This is a genomic window from Streptomyces sp. NPDC054834, assembly GCF_053611185.1.
The window spans coordinates 15,469-35,277 of the sequence record NZ_JBSGZV010000040.1 but is presented as its reverse complement, the minus strand read 5'-3'; the positions used below and the strand labels follow the sequence as shown (position 1 = coordinate 35,277).

Annotated in this window: 18 protein-coding genes and 5 pseudogenes; 13 read left to right on the top strand and 10 right to left on the bottom strand. The window is 68.1% G+C overall.

Annotated features, from left to right (window positions below; genetic code table 11):
* From ACWGJM_RS36800 to ACWGJM_RS36780, 5 genes and pseudogenes are all read left to right on the top strand, one after another.
* Nucleotides 1-207: pseudogene (locus ACWGJM_RS36800) on the top strand (hypothetical protein); the annotation flags it as partial.
* A 296-nt stretch (nucleotides 208-503) separates the two neighbouring features.
* A complete protein-coding gene (locus ACWGJM_RS36795) occupies nucleotides 504-1,163 on the top strand; it encodes a hypothetical protein (RefSeq protein ID WP_453416102.1) in 660 nt (219 codons plus the stop codon).
* A gap of 29 nt (nucleotides 1,164-1,192) precedes the next feature.
* Entirely contained in the window at nucleotides 1,193-1,555 is a 363-nt protein-coding gene (locus ACWGJM_RS36790) for a hypothetical protein (RefSeq protein ID WP_453416101.1), read from the top strand.
* Nucleotides 1,556-1,916: 361 nt separating this feature from the next.
* Nucleotides 1,917-2,006 (top strand): annotated as a pseudogene (locus ACWGJM_RS36785) (transposase); the annotation flags it as partial.
* A 43-nt stretch (nucleotides 2,007-2,049) separates the two neighbouring features.
* A complete protein-coding gene (locus ACWGJM_RS36780; protein ID WP_453416100.1) occupies nucleotides 2,050-2,625 on the top strand; it encodes a hypothetical protein in 576 nt (191 codons plus the stop codon).
* Nucleotides 2,626-3,135: 510 nt separating this feature from the next.
* Here ACWGJM_RS36780 and ACWGJM_RS36775 read toward each other — a convergent pair.
* Complete coding sequence (locus ACWGJM_RS36775; protein ID WP_453416099.1) at nucleotides 3,136-4,146, bottom strand: aldo/keto reductase; 1,011 nt, start codon at nucleotides 4,144-4,146, stop codon at nucleotides 3,136-3,138.
* Nucleotides 4,147-4,760: 614 nt separating this feature from the next.
* On the opposite strand from ACWGJM_RS36775, the gene ACWGJM_RS36770 reads away from it, so the two are divergent.
* Nucleotides 4,761-4,988: a hypothetical protein gene (locus ACWGJM_RS36770; RefSeq protein ID WP_453416098.1), complete on the top strand. Its 228-nt coding sequence runs from the start codon at nucleotides 4,761-4,763 to the stop codon at nucleotides 4,986-4,988.
* A gap of 854 nt (nucleotides 4,989-5,842) precedes the next feature.
* Nucleotides 5,843-6,274: a DUF2690 domain-containing protein gene (locus ACWGJM_RS36765; protein WP_453416097.1), complete on the top strand. Its 432-nt coding sequence runs from the start codon at nucleotides 5,843-5,845 to the stop codon at nucleotides 6,272-6,274.
* 385 nt (nucleotides 6,275-6,659) lie between these two features.
* Here the strand turns inward: ACWGJM_RS36765 and ACWGJM_RS36760 are convergent.
* Both ACWGJM_RS36760 and ACWGJM_RS36755 read right to left on the bottom strand, forming a co-directional pair.
* A pseudogene (locus ACWGJM_RS36760) lies at nucleotides 6,660-6,815 on the bottom strand (IS982 family transposase); the annotation flags it as partial.
* Between the two features lie 67 nt (nucleotides 6,816-6,882).
* Nucleotides 6,883-8,307 carry an NAD-dependent succinate-semialdehyde dehydrogenase gene (locus ACWGJM_RS36755; RefSeq protein ID WP_453416096.1) on the bottom strand — a complete coding sequence of 475 codons (1,425 nt, stop codon included), beginning with the start codon at nucleotides 8,305-8,307 and terminating at the stop codon, nucleotides 6,883-6,885.
* A 337-nt stretch (nucleotides 8,308-8,644) separates the two neighbouring features.
* On the opposite strand from ACWGJM_RS36755, the pseudogene ACWGJM_RS36750 reads away from it, so the two are divergent.
* Nucleotides 8,645-9,396, top strand: a pseudogene (locus tag ACWGJM_RS36750) (IS982 family transposase); the annotation flags it as partial.
* A gap of 479 nt (nucleotides 9,397-9,875) precedes the next feature.
* Here ACWGJM_RS36750 and ACWGJM_RS36745 read toward each other — a convergent pair.
* Together ACWGJM_RS36745 and ACWGJM_RS36740 are read right to left on the bottom strand one after the other, a co-directional pair.
* Nucleotides 9,876-11,117 carry an Ig-like domain-containing protein gene (locus tag ACWGJM_RS36745; RefSeq protein ID WP_453416147.1) on the bottom strand — a complete coding sequence of 414 codons (1,242 nt, stop codon included), beginning with the start codon at nucleotides 11,115-11,117 and terminating at the stop codon, nucleotides 9,876-9,878.
* A gap of 1,494 nt (nucleotides 11,118-12,611) precedes the next feature.
* The gene (locus tag ACWGJM_RS36740) at nucleotides 12,612-14,168 is read right to left on the bottom strand and encodes a GMC family oxidoreductase (RefSeq protein ID WP_453416095.1); all 1,557 of its coding nucleotides are present in this window, start codon (nucleotides 14,166-14,168) and stop codon (nucleotides 12,612-12,614) included.
* Nucleotides 14,169-14,463: 295 nt separating this feature from the next.
* Between ACWGJM_RS36740 and ACWGJM_RS36735 the strand changes: the two genes are divergently transcribed.
* Complete coding sequence (locus ACWGJM_RS36735) at nucleotides 14,464-15,105, top strand: hypothetical protein (RefSeq protein WP_453416094.1); 642 nt, start codon at nucleotides 14,464-14,466, stop codon at nucleotides 15,103-15,105.
* A gap of 26 nt (nucleotides 15,106-15,131) precedes the next feature.
* Here the strand turns inward: ACWGJM_RS36735 and ACWGJM_RS36730 are convergent, their stop codons facing one another.
* Nucleotides 15,132-15,449 carry a DUF6207 family protein gene (locus tag ACWGJM_RS36730; RefSeq protein WP_453416093.1) on the bottom strand — a complete coding sequence of 106 codons (318 nt, stop codon included), beginning with the start codon at nucleotides 15,447-15,449 and terminating at the stop codon, nucleotides 15,132-15,134.
* A gap of 96 nt (nucleotides 15,450-15,545) precedes the next feature.
* On the opposite strand from ACWGJM_RS36730, the gene ACWGJM_RS36725 reads away from it, so the two are divergent.
* The 3 genes from ACWGJM_RS36725 to ACWGJM_RS36715 all read left to right on the top strand — a co-directional run bounded on the left by ACWGJM_RS36725 (nucleotide 15,546) and on the right by ACWGJM_RS36715 (nucleotide 16,609).
* Nucleotides 15,546-15,905 (top strand): hypothetical protein, encoded by a 360-nt coding sequence (locus ACWGJM_RS36725; RefSeq protein ID WP_453416092.1) that lies wholly within the window; start codon nucleotides 15,546-15,548, stop codon nucleotides 15,903-15,905.
* A 96-nt stretch (nucleotides 15,906-16,001) separates the two neighbouring features.
* Nucleotides 16,002-16,247: a helix-turn-helix domain-containing protein gene (locus ACWGJM_RS36720; protein WP_453416091.1), complete on the top strand. Its 246-nt coding sequence runs from the start codon at nucleotides 16,002-16,004 to the stop codon at nucleotides 16,245-16,247.
* A 119-nt stretch (nucleotides 16,248-16,366) separates the two neighbouring features.
* Nucleotides 16,367-16,609 (top strand): DUF6207 family protein, encoded by a 243-nt coding sequence (locus tag ACWGJM_RS36715; RefSeq protein WP_453416146.1) that lies wholly within the window; start codon nucleotides 16,367-16,369, stop codon nucleotides 16,607-16,609.
* A gap of 12 nt (nucleotides 16,610-16,621) precedes the next feature.
* Here ACWGJM_RS36715 and ACWGJM_RS36710 read toward each other — a convergent pair.
* Together ACWGJM_RS36710 and ACWGJM_RS36705 are read right to left on the bottom strand one after the other, a co-directional pair.
* A pseudogene (locus ACWGJM_RS36710) lies at nucleotides 16,622-16,921 on the bottom strand (leucine zipper domain-containing protein); the annotation flags it as partial.
* An 82-nt stretch (nucleotides 16,922-17,003) separates the two neighbouring features.
* Nucleotides 17,004-17,279 carry an ATP-dependent DNA ligase gene (locus tag ACWGJM_RS36705; protein ID WP_453416090.1) on the bottom strand — a complete coding sequence of 92 codons (276 nt, stop codon included), beginning with the start codon at nucleotides 17,277-17,279 and terminating at the stop codon, nucleotides 17,004-17,006.
* A 248-nt stretch (nucleotides 17,280-17,527) separates the two neighbouring features.
* Here ACWGJM_RS36705 and ACWGJM_RS36700 point away from each other — a divergent pair, with 248 nt between their 5' ends.
* Nucleotides 17,528-18,763, top strand: coding sequence for a PP2C family protein-serine/threonine phosphatase (locus ACWGJM_RS36700; RefSeq protein WP_453416089.1), 1,236 nt, complete (start codon nucleotides 17,528-17,530; stop codon nucleotides 18,761-18,763).
* A gap of 312 nt (nucleotides 18,764-19,075) precedes the next feature.
* On the opposite strand, the gene ACWGJM_RS36695 is transcribed toward ACWGJM_RS36700, so the two are convergent.
* Complete coding sequence (locus ACWGJM_RS36695; RefSeq protein ID WP_453416088.1) at nucleotides 19,076-19,216, bottom strand: DUF6233 domain-containing protein; 141 nt, start codon at nucleotides 19,214-19,216, stop codon at nucleotides 19,076-19,078.
* 27 nt (nucleotides 19,217-19,243) lie between these two features.
* Nucleotides 19,244-19,696, bottom strand: a complete 453-nt coding sequence (locus ACWGJM_RS36690) for a helicase associated domain-containing protein (protein ID WP_453416087.1) — start codon at nucleotides 19,694-19,696, stop codon at nucleotides 19,244-19,246.
* Nucleotides 19,697-19,809: the final 113 nt, after the last annotated feature.

Below are 19,809 nucleotides of genomic sequence, written 5' to 3'. Positions count from 1 at the left end.
CTGGCCGCTACCGTGCTCACTTCCCCGGCCCCGGTGGTGGACCTGGTCAGGCGGCGCAGGGAACCCGTCGTCCGGACGCTGCGGTCGACCGCCCCCGCGGTCCTCGCCCACCTCGCCGGTCTGTGGCTGTCCGGCAATGCGCGGCCCCTGCCGGCTCCGCTTACGGCCTTGCTCGTCGTGCAGGTCACGCCGTACGCGACCTTGACCTGGTCCTGCGCAGCGGTCTGGACGCCATGGAGCACTGCGCCGTCGGCCTGCGCTCCCTGTGCCGGACCTTCGCCGACCTAACTGGACATCGACAGACGCCTGCGCGCCTCGCACACCGAGGACCGCCCGGAAGCCCGGCGCCGACGCGACCGGACCCCGCTGGGAGGTCTGCTGCGCTCGCTGCCGTCCGGCGAACTCCGGGGGGTGGTGGGGCGGGCGGTCGCATGGATCCGAGCAGGAACTGGTCGTTCGGCCGCTCCGGACGATGAACAACACATCGCGAGCTGGGAGGAACAATGCGGAACCGGACACTGAGCAAGATCGGCACACAGCTGTTGCGTCTGCGTCACGACTCGTCACAGAGCTCACAGGACCGGGCGGCGCCGGCCGACTACGGACTGGACCACAGGCAGGTCGCCGAATTCGTCGCCGGCACGCTGGACGCGGAGGACGAGTCGGCGCTCGCCCATCAGGTGGCGCGGCTGCTGCCCTTCCACTGGACCTGGCCCCACCGGGTGGCGGAGGCGATGTCGCAGATCATGGACCACTTCGGTGATCAGCGTGAGCTGATGGCCTGGCTGGATCGGCACCCCGGCCTGCCACGGCTGGTGGCACGCCTGTACGTCTTCATGGGCCTCCTCGACTGGTACAGCGCGGTGCCCGCGGTCGTGACCGCGATGCGTGAGTACCGGGAGCGGACACCGTATCCGCCGGGCCTGGAGCCCTACTTGGTGCCTGCCACCGATGACGACACGCTCGCGAGCATTGCTTTCAAGGTCGAGAAACTGCTCGGCGAGGAGCGGACCCGGGAGGCCGTCGAACTGGCCCTGGCCACTGCGGCATGGCTGCAGCAGATCGCGCCGCGCGCGCGGGAACTCACTCCTGAGGTCGGCGACTTGGACGAGCTGATGGGGCAGGCTCGGCAGGATATCCGGGCGGCAGCAGCCGACATCTGAACACGACTATCGATGCGGCGGTAAACGGCATGACGGTGAAACTGAACGCGATGGCGTTCGACCACGCAAAGAAACTGACCGAAGAGGGCCGGATCGTCCTGGACGACCGGGACGAGTGGAGCGAGCACCGGCCTTCGGCAGCGGACGAGAATGCCTACCTCGAGGAGCACGGATTCAACGAGTACGCCGGGTGGTACCTGGGCATCGACGACGAGATGGGAAAGGAGACCAAGGGCCGGTACAAGTTTCCCTACGGCGATTTCGAGCGCGTCCACCGCTGCGGTGTGCTCTCCGCCGAGGTACGCGCCGGACAGCAGAAATACGCGGACATCGAGAACGCCGCCGCGCACCTGCACGGACTGCTGGACGGCAGGCGGGCCGGGAACCGGTGACAGCGCCGAAAAAAGTGCACCCTCACCCGGCCCCCTGCGACGGATCGTCCAGTGGCGCTAACTTGACTCTGTCGGGGATCTTGGAGTTTCGCGGTGCGGCAGCATGAATCAGCGGGCATGCTCGGGCAGTTCCGATGACCGATGCAGCTGTCGAGGTGCTCGTTGTCCCTCCGCCCCCGTTCCGGTGAGGAAGTCCCGCCTCTGACTGCGCAGGTCGCGCGGGCGAGCAACCCGGACGGAACGACGGCGATATGGGTGCGCGACCGCCTCGATGGGCTGTGGCACGACGAGGACTGCGCCGACTGGTACCCGCGAGACGGGCGTCCGGGCCTCTCGCCCGCCCAACTGGCCCACCGTCTGAGTGCTGCAGTTCCTGCTCGGCCTGTCGGACCGGCAGGCCGCCGAGGCGGTCCGCTGCCGCATCGACTTCAAGTACGCGATGGCCATGGAGCTGGACGACCCAGGCTTCCACCACAGCCTGCTGGCCGACTTCCGTGACCGCCTCACCGAAGACGACCGGGCCGGAGCGCCTCCTCGACCTCGTCCTGGCCCGCCCCAAGGACGCCGGACTCGTACGCGAACGCACCACGCAGCGCACCGACTCCACCCACGTCCTGGCCGCGGTGCGCGACCTGACCCGCCTGGAACTGATCACCGAGGCGGTACGTGCCGCGTTGGAGGAGATCGCCGCAACCGCCGGCCACCTGCTGGACGGACTGGTCGACGAGGAGTGGGGGCGCCGCCACGGCCGGCCGGTTCGCCTGGGCAAGGACCCCACCAAACCCAAGATCAGGATCCTCGCCACCGGCAACGACGCCGTCCTGCTCCTGGAACACCTCTACCGAAACGGGGAAGGCCGGGCGTTCGGCCCCCGCGTCCAGGCGCTCGCCAGATCATGGTGCAGAACTATCACCGTGACGCCGCAGGACGCCTGCTCTGGCGCACTGCCGAGGACGACGGACCGGGGCTGCCGCCCTCGTCCCGGGCGATCGTCTCGCCCTACGACACCACGGCCCGCTACGCACGGCACGGACACATCATCAGCTGGAGAGGGTTCTCCGCTCATCTGACCGAGACTTGCGCCCCGGACAGCCCCAACCTGATCACGGACGTGGCCACCAGCGCGGCTACCACCCACGACAGTCAGGTCCTGCCCGGCATCCACACCCGCTTGTCGCGGCGCGGGCTGTTGCCGCACGAGCACCTGGTCGACAGCGGCTACACCTCCCTGGTCCACCTGGAACAAGCCGCCCGTGATCACCAGGTCACCGTCTCCGGGCCGATCAGGGGCAACCCCACCCGTCAACATCGCCGTAACGAGGGCTTTGCCCGGGACGGCTTCCGCATCGACTACGACCACCAGCAGGTCACCTGTCCCCAGGGGCAAGTCAGCCAGGGCTGGCACGGCCCCTACCCGACCTCCTCGCCCACTGCGGCTCCGCTGATCGTGGACAGGTTCACCAAGGCTCAGTGCCACCCCTGCCCGGCCCGCGGGCACGTTCCGCTGCGCGTGGCCTTGCTGCTGGCCGCGGTGGGGGGGGGGCATCCTGGACTCGTCGAAGGCCCGGCGGTAGCCCGGACTACCGGGAGCCCGCCACAGGCTGCCGCTTGTAGAAGGACTCCTCCAGGTAGGCGGCCTCGTGCGGCTGGTAGGGCTCCTCCAAGTAGGCGGCCTCGTCTTCGTCGAGTTCGACGTCCACCGCGGCGACCGCGTCGGCCAGCTGGGCCGGCTTGGTGACCCCGACGATGGGCGAGGTCACCGCCGGGTTGCGCATGACCCAGGCCAGGGCGACCTGGGCCGGGGACAGACCCCGCTTGCCCGCGATCTCGTGGACGCGCTCGGCCACTACCTGGTCCTCGTCGCGGTAGAGGATTTTGCCGCCCGCGTCGGTCTCGGCACGCGCCGTGGCGGTGTCCCGGGCCCGCGTCAGCCTGCCCCGCGCCAGCGGGCTCCACGGGATCACGCCGATGCCCTGGTCGGTGCAGAGCGGGATCATCTCCCGCTCTGCTTCTCGGTGGATGAGGTTGTAGTGGTCCTGCATCGACACGAACCGGGTCCAGCCGTTCAGGTCAGCCAGGTACAGGGCCTTGGCGAACTGCCAGGCGTGCATGGAAGAGGCTCCGATGTAGCGGACCTTCCCGGACTTGACCGCGTCGTGCAGCGCCTCGAGGGTTTCCTCGATCGGGGTGTCGTAGTCCCAGCGGTGGATCTGGTACAGGTCGATGTAGTCGGTCCCCAGTCGCTTCAGGGAGGCGTCGAGCTCGGCGAAGATCGCCTTGCGGGACAGCCCGGCGCCGTTCGGGCCGGGGCGCATCCGCATCCAGACCTTGGTGGAGAGAACGACCTCCTCGCGCCGGGTGAAGTCCTTGACCGCCTGGCCGACGATCTCCTCGCTGCTTCCGGCGCTGTACCCATTGGCCGTGTCGAGGAAATTGACGCCGCTCTCGAGGGCCTGCTTGATGATGTCCCGGCTGGCGTCCGCACCCAGCGACCAGGGCTCGCCGCCACGGTCCGGCTCGCCGAAGCTCATGCAGCCGAGGGTGATGGCGGAGACTTCCAGTCCGGTCGTTCCGAGTTTGATGTATCGCATGCTTCCGAACCTAGGAGTTGGAGTGCGCGCTAACGCAATACGTCTCGGTCCGGAATTCGGAGGCGTGAGGCATGTGTGCCCTGTCAGGTTTCGACCGTTTCGGCCAGACGTACCAGAGAACCCAGTGGTAGCGAGTAACAAACTGTCAATTCTCGGCCGAGCGCGTGGGGCACTACTCAGCCCCCGACGGAAACCGCCCTCGCGGGTCCGTCGCCACGACCGATCATCGCTCGAGCACTAAGAGATTCCGCTGGTCCGGGCGGCGGTATCGCGGCGCTCGCGACGGCGCCCCTACCCGCGGCATCTCTTAGTTCAGAGGAGAGTTCGCCGTCGCCATACGGATCGGAGCCGCCCGCCGCGAGCTCCGTCTCGCGCAGCTGGTCACCCTGCTCGCGCAGCCCGTGGAGGTCGACGGCGCCGCCCTGGTCGACGTCGCCGCGTCGATCGGCGCCGCTTCCTCCGGCGTCCTCGGCATGACGGACCTGTCGCAGTTGCAGCGGGCCGCCGGCCGTGCTCGCTGACGACCGGATCCCCTTCCCCCACACCGACGCCCCGACTCGCTGCCAGGACGACCCGAAGCTGTTCGCCACAACAGGCAGCTCACCCCGTCCGGCGTGTGGGCGGCGACCACCGCCCGGAAGCGCAACAAGCTCCGCAAGGACCTGGTGCGGCGCCTCAGGCCTGACCGGGTCAGCGTCGTCGCCGAACAGGACCGCCGCCGGCAGGAGAAGCATGCGGCCCACCTCGCGCCGCCGACTGTCCGCGAGACGGGGATGGCCCGCCTCGAGCTGGAGCTCATCCCCATCCGGCCGGCCCCGTACGAGCCGTTGAGGAGCCGATAACCCCGGCCCGGCAGGCGCAGAACATGGCGATCCTCAAGGCCGCCAGGTCGGCCCAACCACGAGCCCGACCATGGCCCTTTGTCCAGGTCGCCGCGGCCGCGGCCGCGACCACGGCAGCGTTTCCCCTGACCACGCTCGCTACCGGCCGCTGTCAGACCGCGGACAGGGGGTCTTGTGCACGCTGCTCCCTCGATCACCGCCCATCGAAGCGTGGCCCGGAGCGAAGGAGCCACCGCGATGACTACACACCGACCACCCGCAGGCGCCCGGTGCGCCCGCCCCGACCACGGGCCCGACCAGCACCGGGCAAGCCGCCCCGGCCTCCTGCGGTACGCACTTGGGATGCCACTTTTGGACCCACTTTGGTGCCTCGCACCGAACAGGACGGAAAATCCGCAGGTCACCAGGCAGATACGGCCGTGCGCCGCGTTGTTACTACCCTCTTCTCTCCTCCTGAACTTGCTAGTGATGTCCGTGGAGGAGGAGATCATCGGGTCCGGGGGTGCCTATGCGGAGGCACCCGTCCCGCCCTTGCCCCGGCTCGTCTTCAAGCTGGGAGTCAGCACTCCAGCGCGACTTTGTGATCTATGCGCTGAATGAGCGGGTGAGCCGTCGTCGGTAGTGGCTTCGTCGGGCTGTGGACTGGTGGTGCCCTGCGCCAGTTTGACCAGGACGACGGGGGAGCCAGGAGCTTCACTCCGTGGTGCGTACGTGAGGCCGGTCAAGTCGCGATGGACCAGTCATTCCTTCCGGTGAAAAGGGGACTGATCTGTGATTACGGAACATGAAGATTGCGCCATGTAGAACTCAGGAGCGGCAGCCTTCTGGCCGCCGCGCGTTGAAAAGGACGCCACATGGCTGCCCGTCGCCGGACCTTCACCACCGTTGCTCTTGTCTTCGCGACAATGGCTTTCCTGGCCCAAGCGGCTTCGCCCGCCCTCGCTGCGCCTGGCTGCCGGAGCGATGCCTGTACGGGCAAGAACCCCAAGTCGCAGGGGTGCAACGCCGACGCGAAGGACGTGCCCAAGAGCGTCGTGCACCCCGACTCTGGACAGCACCCCATCGCTTGGCTTCGCTCCTCGGCGAAGTGTCACGCCGTCTGGGCGAAGGCAGAGAAGTCCGAGGGCTGGGAGTTTCGGATCGAGGTGATGAACGGCAAGTCCTATGTGGCAGCCACACAGCTCTCGTTCGAGGCCTACACCGCGATGGTGGGCGCTGACCGCAGCTATCGGATCTGCTGGCGAGATGTGGATGGTGCACCGTCATGCGGGCACTGGTGGCACTGACCCGCGCTCTCTTACGGAGCCGCCCCGCGTGTGCCATCTGGCGGCGCGCGCCCTCTCAAGGCGTCGCCGGGGCACTCGTGGTGCCCGCCGCGCAGTCGCCACTTCAGCCGATCGAGCAGGGTCCGGAGCGTTCGTCAGTGAGAGGCCTGCGGCAGCGTTCGCCCGATGCCGCCGGGTTTTGGACTCAGGACATGACGATGGATATCCGCGCTGATCACCGCCGGGCAGATGTACCGCTACTACTTGCGCCAGGTCGTCGTTGGTTACGGCCGGCGCCCGGCGCGCACGCCGCTTGCCAAGGCTCAGGAGGAGGCCGGTGTCCCGGCCGGACGATGGATGGGCCGCGGACTCGCCGCCCTCGGCCTAGATGATCTAGTCCAAGAGGTCAGTGGTCACAGGCGGTCAGTGAGCGCAGGACGGGCTGTCCTGGGTGCTCGTTGTGCCAGATCGCGGCGGTGATCGCGAGGATTCGTTGCATGACTCGGGCGACGACACCGCCGGGCGTGCGCCCTCGGTGCTGTTCGAGATCGAGCTGTCCCTTCCTCGGCAAGGAGCGCTTCAGCCTCCGACGGTCGGCATCCGCCGAGCGCGGTCGACCGGCTCGGAGGTCAGCCCAGCACCTCTGCGATCGGGGCGTCGGCGTCCACGTAGCGCACGAGCTTGCGGTTCGCGAATTCCACGATGCCCACGTCGCCGAGTTCGCGCCCGTAGCCCGAGCGCTTGATGCCGCCGAAGGGCAACTCCGGTCGGGACGCGGTCGGGTGGTTGATCCACACCATGCCCGTCTCCAGCCGGTCCGCGACCCCGCGAGCACGTTCCGCGTCGGCGGCGAAGACCGCGCCTCCCAGGCCGTAGGGGGAGGTGTTGGCCAATGCCACGGCCTCGTCCTCGTCGGCGACCCGGTAGACCGTGGCGACGGGGCCGAAGAGCTCTTCCCGGTAGGCCCGCATGTCCGGTGTGACGTCGGTGAGGACGGTCGGCTCGACGAAGGCGCCCGGCAGGTCGGGCCGACCGCCGCCCAGCACCACCGTGGCTCCCTTGTCCACCGCGTCACGGACCTGCTCCATCAGGAGTTCGGCCGCGGCCTCGGAGGACAGCGGGCCGAGCGTGGTGGCGGGGTCGGCCGGATCTCCCGGTTGCACCTCGCTCATCCGGTCACGCAGCCCGGTGAGGAAGGCGTCGTAGACGTCGGCAAGGGCGATGAAGCGCTTGGCCGCCACGCAGCACTGCCCGGTGTTGCCCATCCGGCCGAGGAACGCGGCGTACACGGTGCGCTCGAGGTTGTGACCGTCCAGCACGACGAAGGGATCACTGCCACCCAGCTCGAGGACGGACTTCTTGACATTGCGGCCGGCGATCTCGCCCAAGCTCACGCCCGCCCGCTCGCTTCCGGTCAGTGACGCTCCCTGCACACGAGAGTCATCGATGATCTTCCCGACGTCCCTGCCCCGCACGAAGAGATTGGTATAGACCCCGGTCGGCACACCCGCATCCGTGAACAGCTGCTCGAGTGCCAGTGCGGACTGGGGGCAACTGCTCGCGTGCTTGAGCAGGATCGTGTTGCCGAGGACGAGGTTCGGACCCGCGAACCGGACCACCTGGTACAGCGGGAAGTTCCAGGGCATGACACCGAGAAGGACGCCGAGCGGCTCGTTCACCAGCACGGCCGTGCCCTCGGGCACCGGCAGGGATCGCTCTTCCAGCAGCTCGGGGCCGTGCTCGCCGTAGTAGGTGAGGATGTCGGACGCGAGGTCGACCTCTGCACGGCTCGAGTTGATCAGCTTGCCGACCTCGAGGGTCAGCAGCCGCGCCAGTTCCTCCTTGCGTTCCCTCATGAGCCGGCCGGCGCGTTGCACGAGGGCCCCACGTTCGGCCGTCGACCGGGCACGCCAGTCCGGAAAGCTACGGTGCGCCGCGTCGATCGCGCGCCCTACGTCCTCCGTGCTCAGCGCCGGGAACTCCCGAACCCTTTCACCGGTGTACGGATTGACCGTGGCGATGGGGCTTCCCTGGGTAGTGACATTGGCGTCCATGGCGCCTCCCTGGGGTCGGGACACCTCGGGTTTCCACGCCCGGACCTGCTCACACCTGCTGTGTCTCTGCCGTGGCTCGGCCTGCCGTGGACCCTTGACGAGCGGCGATGGCAGTTGAAGCGACAACGGTTGCCCGCCTGGGGGCAAGGACACGCTCGGTCCGGCCCAAAAGGCGCGAGCATGGATACGGCGGCAGCGGACCATTCGCCCAGAACACCGTCAGGCAGCTCGGCGGCCAAGGAGACGGTGTCCGGATTGCCGGACGGCTGCCGTGCCCTCCCCGTCTGCGGATGTCGGAGAACCGGGGCGCTGTCGGGTGCCCGGTCCGGCCTAGACGCCCAGGCTGACCGACGCCGAACTGTTGACGCTGGGGGTGATGCAGGCCTTGCTCGGGTTCGGCTCGGAGGCCCGCTGGCTGTGGTTCGCCCGCGTCCATCTGTCGGCCGAGTTCCCCTGCCTGCCCGGGCAGTCCGGCTACAACAAGCGCATCCGGGCCGCGAACGCGCTGATCAGCAGGTTCATCCGCACCCTCGCCCGCGACACCGACCTGTGGCACGACGACGCCTGGATCGTGGACTCCACCCCCGTGGAATGCGCTCGCTCACGGCCCACCGCCAAGCGCTCCAACCTGGCCGGCTGGGCCGAATACGGCTACTGCCCCTCCCACTCCCGGTTCTTCTGGGGCCTGCGGCTGCACCTTATGTGCAAGCCCGGCGGGCCGCTGATCGCCTGGGCCCTGGGCAACCCCAAAACCGACGAACGCGAGGTGCTGGCCGACATGCTTACCGGTGACCAGGACCTGCTGGCCACACACCCCGGGCAGACGATCGTCGGCGACAAAGGCTACGTATCCACACACCTTGACGTCTTCATGGCCGAGCACGGCCTGAATCTGCTGCGGCCGACCTACCGCAACCTCCGCCCCGGCCCGGCGAACGCCTGCTCAAGCCCATCCGCCAGCTCATCGAGTCGGTCAACGACACCCTTAAGGGCCGACTCGACCTCGAGCGCCACCTGGGCACACGGCATCCTGCCGTTCCTGCGGGAAGCCCTCGCAGACCCCAGCACGGCGGCTGCGCAACGGCGTGATCCGCGCACAACCAGTCCCATGCCGCACCTGGGCTACGACCCGCCCTGGCTTCTCCAGCCCCGACAATGGTCCCGCTGTGGAGCCGCAGCCCAGCTTCTCCAGCCCGGACTACACAACTCCTGACTCCGGGGGCCAAGAGCGCCAACCGGAGTGACCGGCTTCGGCGCTTGCGGCTGCCCGCAGGTGCCGGGCTGGTCACGTTCCCCGAGGCCCAGCGGTGCCTCCCTCCCAGCCTTCCTCTTGATCTGGTCCGCTCTGCGCGGCGACCAGCCGGCCACCTGCAGGGAGGTGCCTTTTGAGTCGACACGGGGTGCGATGCCGGTGTTGCCACCGGTCCGTTTCTCCGTGCCGCTCGCCGAACCCGGCGTATCCGTTCCCCCCCTTCCGGGTGCGGGGCCCCGGGCCGAGGGCTGTTCGAGCGTCCTGACGACGCAGGCGGAAGGGATGCCGGTTCGGTCGCGTGGAGAGTGGCGTAGTGTCAGTTGGTTGGGCTGCCCGCGACCCACTCGCTCCACGACATGTTCCAATCGCTGAGGCCGTTGGCCGGGGCCAACATGGTCTTGTCCTCGGAATTCTTGACGATCACGACGTCACCGATCATCGAGTGGTCGAAGAACCACGCGGCGGGCCGCCTGCGGTCGCCGCCGCCCCTGACATCCTTCAGGCCGACGCAGCCGTGACTGGTGTTGACCTTGCCGAAGACCGAGTCGGTACCCCAGTAGTTGCCGTGGATGAACGTGCCCGAGTCGGTCAGGCGCATGGCGTGTGGTACGGCCTTGATGTCGTACGAGGGCTTGCCGTCCTTCTCCGTGAGGCCGACGCTCGCACCGTTCATATGGATCTGCCTGAACTTCTCGGAGATCACCATCTGACCGTTATACGTCGGGTGCTCGCGGCTGCCTGACGAGATCGGGATGGTCTTGATCGTCTTGCCGTCCCGCACGACGGTCATCTGCTTCGTCTTTGCGTCGACGGTGCTGATCTGGCTCCGGCCGATCTTGAACGTGACCGTCTTCTGGATGCCGTGGCGGTTGAGCGTGACGGTGACGGTGGAGCCGGGCGTCCAGTAATTCTCAGGGCGGAAGTCCAGGCGGTGGTCATTGAACCAGTGACCGACGACCCGCTGGCCGCTGCTGGAGCTGATCTGGATCTCCGACTCCACGGCGGCCTTGTCGCTGATCGCCTTGTCGAAGCTGACCGTCACCGGCATGCCCACTCCGACCGTCGAGCCGTCCTCGGGGGAGACGTGCCCGATGAAGTCGTTGGCCGGGGAGACCGTGATGATCGTGGCGTTACCGGTGGCGGAGCGGCCCTTGGCGTCCTCGGCCTCTGCGGCGATCTGATACTTGGTGGCACGCTCCAGCCGGCCGTTTGGCTTCCACGAGGTGCCGTCCGCGGACAGAGTGCCCGGGATCTCGGCACCGGTCGCGACGGCGGTCATGGTCACCTTGGTGAGCATGCCGTTGCTGACGGTGACTCTCACCGGGTCGTTGATCCCGACGGTGTAGGCACCTTGCCCGGGCGTGATCTCTATGCGGGCGTCGGAGGCTTCCTGGGTGCCCGCCTGATTTACCCGTGCAACCTGTTTCGGGTGGTTCCCGGCGTCGTTGTCGCTGGTGGCAGCGTTGCTTGTACCGCCGAGGGCCGTGACTGCGAGTACGCCGCCGAGTACGCCGGCCGTAGCCACCAGCCCGGTGCGTCGTTTACACAGCGTGATCAAACGCTTCTCCCTGTCACTGGTCTTTGCAATCCCTGTGCTGATCGCCGAAGGAGGGCAATCTGCTCTGAAACCACTTATAGGCATGCCTCTGTCCAGAAATGGGTAAATTGTGGTGAAAGACACGGCCGCACCGAGCCATTCCTTTACCGGAGTACCCGTGTGACCAGACGCGCGGCAAGACGGTCACCGTCGAAGAGCAACTCCTTGAGCTCCCAGTGGAGGTCCGGAACCGCGTCCACGTCATGCTTCTGAATCGCGCTGAGATCGTTCCGGGTGGCCGGCTCACCGTTCAGGATGGTCCGGTCGTTGATGAACTCGTCACACCATCGAACTTGTGAGCGTTGAGGGCCTCGATGTAGCGCAGGTAGAACGCGCGCAGATCGCTGTCGGACATGAGGTGACCCTTCTGTGGGGCAGCTCTCGGCCAGGGCTGCAACCGGATGATGATGAGATGCGACGCTCTCCACGGTTTCGCCGTGCCGGCCATCGCTGAAGCACATATCCGCCGATCGGAGTCACTCCTGGCTGTTGCACTGCGCTCTCCTCAGCTTGGCCATCAGCTCATCGCGGGTCTGATGCGCAAGCTCGGTCCAAGCAGGTTGCCCGGGAGTAATACGCCAGGAATCGCTCAGCGGACTGTTGTCCACGGTGGTGTCGAAACCGAACTGGTCGTACAGGCCGCGTCACGAAGCGTTGTCCCGTAACTCTGGGAGCGAGGACACCGGGCCGTTGCCCTGTGAAGAGCCAACCCCCTGTTCTGAAAAGCTGATGGGATAACGACCCCCACCCCGCCGCTGAGGAAGCCGCCCGCGTCGTCGTCCTCGACGAAGATGCGGTCGATCTGGTTGCCCGCCTTGTCGTACTGGTAGGTGACGGCCGCTCCGCGCCGGTCGGTCTCCTGGCGCTCGAGCTCCGCCTGGGCAGCAACCTCGCCCCTGCAATGTCCGGCAGCGGGGTGTTGCACTGCCCTTTGGCCAGGGCCTTCTGGGTCTGTTACTCACTTCGGGTGAGGTCCTGAACGCTGCCGGGGTGGCGTGACGTGGCGGAGCGGGAGCCCTATCCGGTGACCGTACGGCCGACCGGACCAGTGGGCCGTCAGCATGGTGCATTCGGTGCATTGATGGACCTTGCAGGTAAGGGCTACGAATATCTGTCCGTACACCAGCCACGAATTCGCCCTTCCGGCAAGTGAGTCGGGCATTCGACTCTCGACCGGCCGCACCGGCCGGTGCTGGGACACGCACTGGCCGGGTCGTTCTTCGCCACCCGGCAGAGCGAACTGATCGGCGACTGCCCCTCGCCCAGCCGGGCCGGCCACACCGCGGTCTTCGAATGGGGCGAAGGCTGGTACAACGTGCACCGGCTGCACAGCAGCCCCGGCTACCGCAGTCCCGCCGACTACGAGGCCGCCCTGGCGGCCCGGCCACCATACCGGTGGTGTCCGCCCAAGCGCAGCACGCTCAAGTCCGCCCGCTGCCCCGGTTTGATGTCAGGTCACGCCCGAGCCGGGAGACCGCGGATTATGTCCGCCGCCTTTTCCGCGATCATGATCGTGGGTGCGTTGGTGTTGCCCCGCACCACGGTGGGCATCACTGAGGCGTCCACCACCCGCAGGCCCCTCACGCCGTGCACGCTGAGCCGGGAGTCCACGACGGGGCCGATGGAGCAACTGCCCGCCGGGTGGTAGAGGGTCTGCAACTCGCGCCGTGCGAAGTCGAGCAGGCCGGCGTCGTCCGTGGAACGCGGTACGCGGAAGTCGGCTCGGCGGTGCTTGCGCAGGCTGGGCCGGCCGGCGATGTCGAGCAGCATCCGGAGCGCCCGGATCATCGTGGCGCGGTCCTCTTCGGTGGTCAGGTAGTTGTGCAGGATGCGCGGTTTGGCGCTGGGGAGCGCCGACCGCAGAGAGACCTTGCCCCGGCTCGTGGGGGCGAGCAGCACCGCACCGAACATGAAGGCGTGGTCGGTCACGGGGCTGATGCCCTCCTCGTAGAACATCACCGGCGTGGCGTGCACCTGGACGTCGGGGGCGTCGAGTCCCTCGCGGGTGCGGTGGAAACCGCCGGCCTCGCCGATGTTCGAGGTGAGCGGGCCGCGGCCCTCGGTCTCCAGCAGGCGCACGTTGTCCGGTGTCTCGGCCGTGAACAGCGACTCCGTGTCAGTGAGGTAGCACAGCCCGACATGCGGATGGTCCTGCAGATTCTCCCCCACTGGAAGATCGACGCGGGGCGTGATGCCGTGGGCCGCCAGCTCACCGGCCGGACCGATGCCGGAGAGCATGAGCAGCTGCGGCGAGTTGTAGGCACCGGCCGACAGCACGACCTCCCCTTCGGCGTGCAGGCACAGCAGTTCGCCGTCCCGTTCCACCTCGACGCCGGTTGCACGCTCGCCGTCGAACAGCACGCGGGTGCACTCCGTACCGGTCAGCACATCGAGGTTCGGCCGGGACAGGGCCGGCCGCAGATACGCGTCCGCCGTGCTGCAACGCAGACCGTCGCGCTGAGTGAGGTGGTAATAGCCGACGCCGTCCTGTCCGAGGCCGTTGAAATCGCTGGTGGAGGGGTGTCCGGCCTCCTGAGCGGCCGCCACGTACGCGTCCGTCAAGGGATGCCGGGAACGGCCTTCGCTCACCGTGAGCGGCCCGCCGGTGGAATGCCACGGGGACGTGGCTCCCGTGAAGTGCTCGGCGCGAAGGAAGTACGGCAGGACTTCCGACCAGCTCCACCCGTCTGCGCCGGCCGCCGCCCAGGCGTCGTAGTCGCGGCGATTGCCGCGGATGTAGATCATCGCGTTCATCGACGAACAGCCGCCGAGCATCCGGCCGCGGGGCAGATAGCGGCGGCGGCCGTCCAACCCGGGCTCGCACTCGGTGAGGTAACTCCAGTCGTACTTCGTCTGGAAGAGTTTGCTGAACGCGGCCGGAACGTGGATGTCCGGGGCATCGTCCACCGGGCCGGCCTCTATGAGAAGAACGCGCGTCCTCTCGTCCTCGGTCAGACGGCCGGCCAGGACGCACCCCGCCGACCCGGCACCCACGATGATGTAGTCGTACACCTGCCCCCCTCGCTCCACGTGGCTGCTCGACTCCCTCACTCAAGCCGCATCGGAGAGCGGACGACACCCAGCTGTCGGCCATTGTCGACGCCGTGCTCCTGTGGTCCGTGGCTGTGCCACGGACTCGTGCTCGACGGCCGCGCAGCCCCAACGCGCCGGTGAGCAGCAAGTGGGAAGACGCAGGCGAGTGGGATGCCGTGCGCCGTCCGGGCCCGAGGAACTGCGACCGTGTACGAAGAGGTCAGCCGGCGCCGCTGGAACCGAGCTTGTCAGTGGCGCCTCGTACGCTCCTGACATGGGTATCACCTCTGCCTGGTCCATCAGCGCCCATGACGACGACTTCATCAGCGCTTTGGCTCCGCGGCTGCTCCCGCTGATCGCTGCGGAGCGGGACGAGCCGTTCGCACGAGCACGCTGGGACCGCTGGCGCCGAGAGCCTCTGCCGGACTTCAGGACCTGGTGGAAGCCCTTCGGTCGGGTCTGCCGCGGGGAGGCGGACGCGCTTGACTCCTTCCTTGAGCTGACCGCTTCAGGGGAGCACGTGCAGAAGATGTACGACGGCCTGTCGCCCGACGACTTCTCACTGCTCACGGATGTGTGGGATCTGGTCACCGGCGCGGAGGACATCTTCCTTTCGGTCCAGAGCAAGGAGTTCGCGCTGAGAGTCTTCTTCCACGCCATAGGCCCCGACCGGGCCGTCCTCCTGCCTGGCTGGTGCGGCAACTTCTTGCTCACCTCCGCCCAAGTGCGCGAGACGCTTCCTGCTGTCGAGCAGGCACTGGACTTCACGGCAGATGAACGCGCGCAGGCCGAGGACCAGGACTGGCTGGCCTACAGCGACGATGAGGAGAGCGTCTTGGACGGTCCGCTGCGGATGTGGCGGCAGGCCGCGGCGGACGCACGCGGCCTGTGCGGGGTGTCCGTCACCATCTACTGAGAGGGACCAGACGACGATCAACGACGTCATTGCGCACGTCGCGCCGTCCGGACGCCAAGTGGGCCGTCACGTCGTCGCCCCGCGGGCGACTTCGTTTCGAAGACCGCGCGCCTGGCTGACGTGGCACCGTGGACGCAGACGCATCCGCCGCCCCCGTGGTGGCAGACCATGTCCTCCGTGGCTGGCGCTCGCTTCACCGGGGAAGCCTCTTTGAGGACCTGGCGCGGGTCGGAGTACATCCGCAGACGCACACCGGGCTGGCCGCGATCCCTGGTGGTGCGCTCGGCGGTCGAGGTGCCGCCGGGTGCGGGCGATCGCGGCCTGGAAGGTGAGGACGGTGTCATCGTCGAAGCCCGCCACGTCGATGACGAGCCCGCCGGGTTCGCTGCGGATTCACCCGATCGGGCGAGTTGTCGGTGGCGACGTCTACCGTCCCTTGCATGACCAATTCGCCGAACTTCGCTGAACCGGCATGGGTGTTGGAGGTCACCATCCGGGCCGCGCCGGCTGCCGATCCGCAATGGCAGGAGCAACTGGCCAAGCTCCGCGGAATCGCCTCGTACGACCCGGGCACCCAGACGTGGCATACCCGCCTCGGCGCGCTCGACCTGGCCGGCGTGGGGATGATGCAGACGCTCTTCGATGCTGCGCGCATCCACGGGACCGAGGTGTGCCTGACACCAGTGGCGGTCCCGGCGTACTGGGGCGGCCCCGCTTTCACACGGGGCCCTGACGTGGCCGCTCTGCTGGAGGCACAGGCCGACCGCGGTCGGCCGCTCGGTCAGCTGCCTCTGGCCTGATGAGCCCGCGCCGGGTATCGGACTGGCGTGTGGCTTGTACGCGACGGGCGGTGCGGGGGCCTAACCGCGGTTGCCTGGTCCTCGTAGATCGGTGATGTGGGCCCCGGTGTGCCGCTCAACGAGACGGTCTTCCTGACCGTTGCTGAAGTGGCGTCTGTCATGCGCATCTCGAAGATGACGGTCTATCGCCTGGTCAACTCGGGGCACCTGCCGGCCATCCGAGTCGGACGATCCTTCAGGGTCCCCGAGCAAGCCGTCCATGAGTTCCTTCGGGACAGCGCGGCCGAGACCGTCGGCGTTGAAGAGGTCCCCGATAGCGCTGAAACCATCGACCGGCCCTGACACTCGAGTGAGCCTGTACCCTCCCGCCCCGGAGCCCGGCCGAGCGCACCATGCCCTCGGCCGGGTGAGCATCCCAGCCCGTGCTGAACCGAGAGTCGCCCGTGGACGTCGACCAGAGCATGAAGCCGATCAGGGAAGAACACATCGCGGAATCGGGGCTCGTCGTCGTAGATGTCGCGGCCGCGGACGACGCCACCGCTTTCGCTTTCCAAGTAGCGCTCGCCGAACGCTGGGCGACGGCGACAGATGACCGGACGACCAGGACACCCGGCGAGCCGGGCGTCCGGCTGCGCTGCTACCTCGATCTGCGCCAGGAGCTTCCCGCCGTGGTCGGCCCGACCACGAAGCCGACCACGGCGTAGGACTCATGGCGAGGCAGGGGCCTCGCCGAACGGTGGTACCTGCTCGGGTCCCCGGCGCAGGCGTCGGCGGGCCTGAAGGACGCGCTCCTCGACCTCGGGCGGCGTTCGCCCGGGGCAGGTGTGCGGGCGGCTGGAGCGGTCGTGCAGCCCTGGCCAGCCCTCGCTCCGGTAGCGGTTGACCCAGCGGTGACCACATTGCCGGCAGACGCCCAGCTCCTTGGCCACATGCGCCACCGGACGCCCGTCGAAGACGACGCGACGCACCAGCAGGCATCTGCCGTGAAAGGTCAGCCGGGCATTAGCGTGGGCCACCTGGACCTCCGAGGTGAGTGAAGACGGCAATCTCCACTACGCCCGGAGGTCCACCCATGATCAACAACCGACAGCAGGCGTGTCACCAACCTCCCGGCCGAGTACACCTAGCCCCGCGCCGGGCAAGGCGCTGCTGAAGCCGCTCGAACGCGAGCCGGCCCTGTTCCCACACCACCAGCTCGCCGTCCAGGCCGGTGTCCGCGGGCAGCTGTGCGAGGGCCGCCGTGCGGATCTCGGGGAAGGAGGACGTCATGTCCGTCCCCTGCCGGGAGCGCAGCAGCACCCGTCGGTCAGCGTGCACAGCGAGCTGGGCACGGTAGCCGTCCTTCTCCAGACTCTGGCGTGTCCCATGAGACATGGGTCCGTCGAGACGACCCGGCTTACGGGCACCTTGGCTCCGGCTGCCTGAAATGGGGCGGCTTCGAGCCAGGTCCCCCGTCGAGTTTTGCGCCAGAGCAGCCGTGAGGGCCGTGCGCGGCGAATGGCGGGCTTACTCACCGTGAACGTATGAGGTGACCCTCTTCACGTACCTGACTGCTCACGGATTGACGCGCGCTGCGCCGATTCCCAAGCTGGTGGGAGGGGCTGCTGGAAGGGGCCGCGGTCGTGAGTGATGGACAGAGCGGACTGCCCCGGTTGCTGACGGCGGCGGAGACGGCGGCGCCGGCGGACGCCGTCGACGTGATCGCGAAGGACCTGCGGCGGCGCTTCAACGCCGCGAAGGTCTCCTTCCTCATCGTGGACCTGACGGGGAAGGCGGTGGCGCGGCTGTCGACAGCCGCTGCGGAGAGCGAGCGGGAGGCGGAGCGGATCCCCCTGTTCGGCAGCGTCTACGAGGAGGTGATCCGCACCCAGCGGCTGCACCAGGAGGCGACCAGTCACGGACATCGGGTGATCGTGCCGGTCACCAACCGGGGGGACGCGATCGGGCTGCTGGAGCTGCTCCTGCCGGCCGATCCCGGCGAGGTCGTCCTTGACGCGGTCGGGGAAGCCGCACACGCCTTGGCTTACATCGTGATCGCCAACGGTCGCTTCACCGACCTCTACACCTGGGGCAAACGCTCCAGGCCGCCCACCCTGGCGGCTGAAATCCAGTACCAGCTGCTGCCTCCGTCGCTGTCGTGTGAAGCTGCACAGTTCACGCTGTGCGGGAACCTGGAGCCCTCCGAGGACCTCAGCGGTGACACCTTCGACTACACCCTGGACCGCGATACCTTGCACGTGTCGGTGACCGACCCCATGGGCCACGACATCGATGCCGCCCTGGCCGCCACGGTCCTGGTGGGCGCCCTGCGCGGCGCCCGCCGGGCGGGCGCCGACCTGGCCGAACAGGCCCACCGTGCCGACCAGGCACTGATCGACCACGGCTGCGGTCACGCCACCGGACAGCTGCTGCGCATCAACCTCCACACCGGGTGGGCCCGGCTCGTCAACGCGGGTCATCCCTGGCCACTGCGTATGCGCGAGGGAGCTGTGGAGGCGATCACCTGCGAAGTGGACCATCCATTCGGGCTGTCCGAGCTGACTCCCCACCCCTACCGTGTGCAGGACCTCGACCTGCGGCCCGGTGACCGTCTGCTCATGTTCACCGACGGCATGCTCGAACGTCACGGCGAGAAGGTCGACCTGGCCGCCATACTGGAGCGCACCCGGAATCTGCACCCGCGGGAGACCACGCTGGCGTTGACGTCCGCGGTCCGGGACGCCGCCAACGGCCGGCTTGAGGACGATGCCACCGCCGTGTGCCTGGACTGGCACGGTCCCCAGGAAACCCAGCGGCACGTCGGATCCGGCGCGGACACTGAGCAAGCCTCAGCCGCACGCACGAAGGACCAGCCGTGACTCAGCGCTCTCTTCGACGGTGCCGGACGGCTCTCATGCCTCGCCTCTTCCTGGAGACCGAGATTTCGCACTCCTCTACAGCTCTTGCGGGGCGGCTCGGGACCTATCCGAATGAGACATCACGAGGTGTCTGGAGAACCGTCCCACTTCGGCTCGGCGGCCCACCCAGCGGGCAGGGCAGGGCTGTCCACGGCTATGGTCAGCATCGGCTCCGGCAAGGACCAGGTCATGGCGTGATGCCTTCCACGCCGGACCACCACAGCGCGACGTGTAGGGCTCGGTCGTTCGGCAGCCGGTCGAAGCCGCCTGGATCTAGTCGAGGATGCCGAGGGCTGTGTCCGGTCGGCAGTGGATGCACGCCGGGCCCTGCTGGCGCAGTGCCTCGATCGCCTGCTGCCGGGTGACCGGACGGCACCGGCCGCTCTTGGCCGCTGCCCAGCACTCAATTGGCACGAGCTCCAATGACGACGACCGATCCGGCTACGCCCAGCGCATCCCGATCGCGGACAGCTGCTCCGCCCGCTCGGGCGCCAGCGTTGCGGCTCTGCTCCGCTGGTTCCCGATCCATGCACCAAGTCGGAGCTGCCGCTCCTCCTGGTTCTCGCCGACGATTCGTTCGACGTGCTTCCTAGGCACCCGAAGGTGCCCCTCGCGCTCGTAGAACTGCTTGGCGGCGGCGTAGTTCATCGCCCACTTGTCGGCCTGCGTACGGCGCGGCTGCGGCTTCTCGTCCTCGGCGGCGGGCTCGATCCCGAGGATGTGCTCACACATCCACTGCTGGACGGTGGAGAGGTTGTCCCGTCCGAGCCGGACCGAGCGCACCCACCGGCCAAGGTCCTCGCCCTGGTGCACGACGGTGCCCGGCGACATGGGCAGCGTGCCGCCGGCCTTCAGGTGCAGCCGGACCAAGTGGAAGGCGCGCTGCCACTCCACCGGCCAGGCCGGGCACCACGACGGGTCGATGTTCTCCAGCTGCTCCCGCCGTTCCTCCGACAGCGTCCCGGCCGACGACTGAACCGGCAGGCCCTCGGCACGCCGCTGCTCGA

Coding starts and splice junctions, on each gene's coding strand:
- ACWGJM_RS36735 (WP_453416094.1), top strand. CDS start 14,464: ATGGGTATCACCTCTGCCTGGTCCATCAGCGCCCATGACGACGACTTC.
- ACWGJM_RS36765 (WP_453416097.1), top strand. CDS start 5,843: ATGGCTGCCCGTCGCCGGACCTTCACCACCGTTGCTCTTGTCTTCGCG.
- ACWGJM_RS36790 (WP_453416101.1), top strand. CDS start 1,193: ATGACGGTGAAACTGAACGCGATGGCGTTCGACCACGCAAAGAAACTG.
- ACWGJM_RS36730 (WP_453416093.1), bottom strand. CDS start 15,449: ATGACACCGTCCTCACCTTCCAGGCCGCGATCGCCCGCACCCGGCGGC.
- ACWGJM_RS36725 (WP_453416092.1), top strand. CDS start 15,546: ATGACCAATTCGCCGAACTTCGCTGAACCGGCATGGGTGTTGGAGGTC.
- ACWGJM_RS36705 (WP_453416090.1), bottom strand. CDS start 17,279: ATGTCTCATGGGACACGCCAGAGTCTGGAGAAGGACGGCTACCGTGCC.
- ACWGJM_RS36755 (WP_453416096.1), bottom strand. CDS start 8,307: ATGGACGCCAATGTCACTACCCAGGGAAGCCCCATCGCCACGGTCAAT.
- ACWGJM_RS36795 (WP_453416102.1), top strand. CDS start 504: ATGCGGAACCGGACACTGAGCAAGATCGGCACACAGCTGTTGCGTCTG.
- ACWGJM_RS36775 (WP_453416099.1), bottom strand. CDS start 4,146: ATGCGATACATCAAACTCGGAACGACCGGACTGGAAGTCTCCGCCATC.
- ACWGJM_RS36715 (WP_453416146.1), top strand. CDS start 16,367: ATGAAGCCGATCAGGGAAGAACACATCGCGGAATCGGGGCTCGTCGTC.